This is a genomic window from Okeania sp. SIO2F4, assembly GCF_010672385.1.
Taxonomy (GTDB): Bacteria; Cyanobacteriota; Cyanobacteriia; order Cyanobacteriales; family Microcoleaceae; genus Trichodesmium.
Genome location: NZ_JAAHGT010001372.1, coordinates 1 through 1,581 on the forward strand (window position 1 = coordinate 1; position 1,581 = coordinate 1,581).

Here is a 1,581-nt window from a genome sequence, read left to right on the forward strand (position 1 = left end):
TCACTCGCTCCCTCGTTACAACGTGCTGAGTTACGGCTGGAAACAGAGTGCTGGTAAGCACCGGGCTACCTTTTCGATTAACCACCCTTTAACGTGGATCGTCCATTAGCTATCGGGCTTTCACCATGCTTGAGAGGTCCCACACGTCTTAATGCCTTAATTATAACACGTTTTGACTACGCTTTATTGCTCGTCGTGTCGTTTCCATCCAGCCGTTAAAACTGGCACTTTTCCCACTTACCGATTTTTTATGATGACTAAGCAAAAAGTAGAAAACTTAGTAGTGATAGGTTCGGGACCAGCAGGGTATACCGTCGCCACTTATGCCGGACGTGCCAACCTTAAAGCAGTTGTGTTTGAAGGCTACCAAATGGGAGGTATACCAGGCGGTCAACTAATGACAACTACCGATTCTCCGACCTGTGGAATCCTCAATGCGAGAATAACTATTGGGCAGTAACTCACCCACTTGTTTAATCCAATTAATGATGGTGGCGTGGTGAATTTTTTTGACTTAGAGCGATCGCTCTTTATCCCATGCCATTGACATACATTGTTAAACATTCATGTTTAAATTCGTAATTATTAACCCTGTTCTAATTGATAATTATCACTCTCATTGACGAGAACAATTAACACAGATGTAGTTTTGTTTCCCTTGCCGATTCCCAGACGTTTTTGCGGATATGATGAGATTTACATTCGGGACATTCCATGATTTGAGACTATAGTAATCTTGATTTATTTTATTAATAAAACCTTAATTCATAGCTTGATTCACCAACGCCATAATTTCAAACTTTAAATGTAAAATAATTGCCTCAAACCTTTCTCTTATCAAAGTTTTTAGCCTATCCAATCTAACTTCTGAATTCTGAATTCTGTGAAATGGTATAAGTATGGTTCTCATGTTCATTTGTTGGTACGCCGGAATCTAATGCGGACAAGTAAGATGATGCAGCACAGAGTGTTGGAAAATGACAAAATTACTGTTCATTGGCAAACTGAGGTGGTAGATGTTTATGGTAAGAGTCGTTTGGAAGGGGTGAAACTGAGAAATAATCAGACTGGTGAACAGACGAAGTTACCAGTTGGAGGTTTATTTTATGCAATTGGTCATACTCCGAATACTCAAATTTTTCAAGGGCAGTTGGAATTGGATGAGGTCGCTTATGTGGTGACTCAAGATCTAGTCAAAACTAGCGTTCCTGGTGTATACGATTGTGGGTGATGTGCAAGAGTATGAGTTTCGTCAAGCTATAACTGCTGCTGGTAGTGGTTGTATGGGGGCGATGTTGGCAGAGAAATGGTTGTCTTCAAAAGGTTTGGCACAACAGTTGGCTCCAGAAAAGAATGTAGAGAAGTCGCCGGAAGAATCTGAAAATGGATTGGTTGCTGATACTTTTGAGAGTTTTGAGCAGAATGCTACTCACCATCTGGGTGGTTATGCTTTGCGTCGTCTTTACCATCAGAGCGATCGCCTAATTGTTGTGAAGTATTCTGCTCCTACCTGTGCTCCGTGTCATACTTTGAAGCCTATTTTGGAGAAGGTAGTAGGAGAGTTTGAGGGAAAAATTAATT

The 1,581-nt window shown here is 41.0% G+C and carries 3 pseudogenes; 2 read left to right on the forward strand and 1 reads right to left on the reverse strand.

Features of this window, described 5'->3' with window-relative positions:
- Nucleotides 1-253: 253 nt before the first annotated feature.
- Nucleotides 254-412, forward strand: a pseudogene (locus tag F6K22_RS40510) (FAD-dependent oxidoreductase); the annotation flags it as partial.
- Between the two features lie 30 nt (nucleotides 413-442).
- Here F6K22_RS40510 and F6K22_RS40515 read toward each other — a convergent pair.
- Nucleotides 443-716, reverse strand: a pseudogene (locus F6K22_RS40515) (transposase-like zinc-binding domain-containing protein); the annotation flags it as partial.
- A 179-nt stretch (nucleotides 717-895) separates the two neighbouring features.
- On the opposite strand from F6K22_RS40515, the pseudogene F6K22_RS40520 reads away from it, so the two are divergent.
- Nucleotides 896-1,581 (forward strand): annotated as a pseudogene (locus F6K22_RS40520) (FAD-dependent oxidoreductase); the annotation flags it as partial.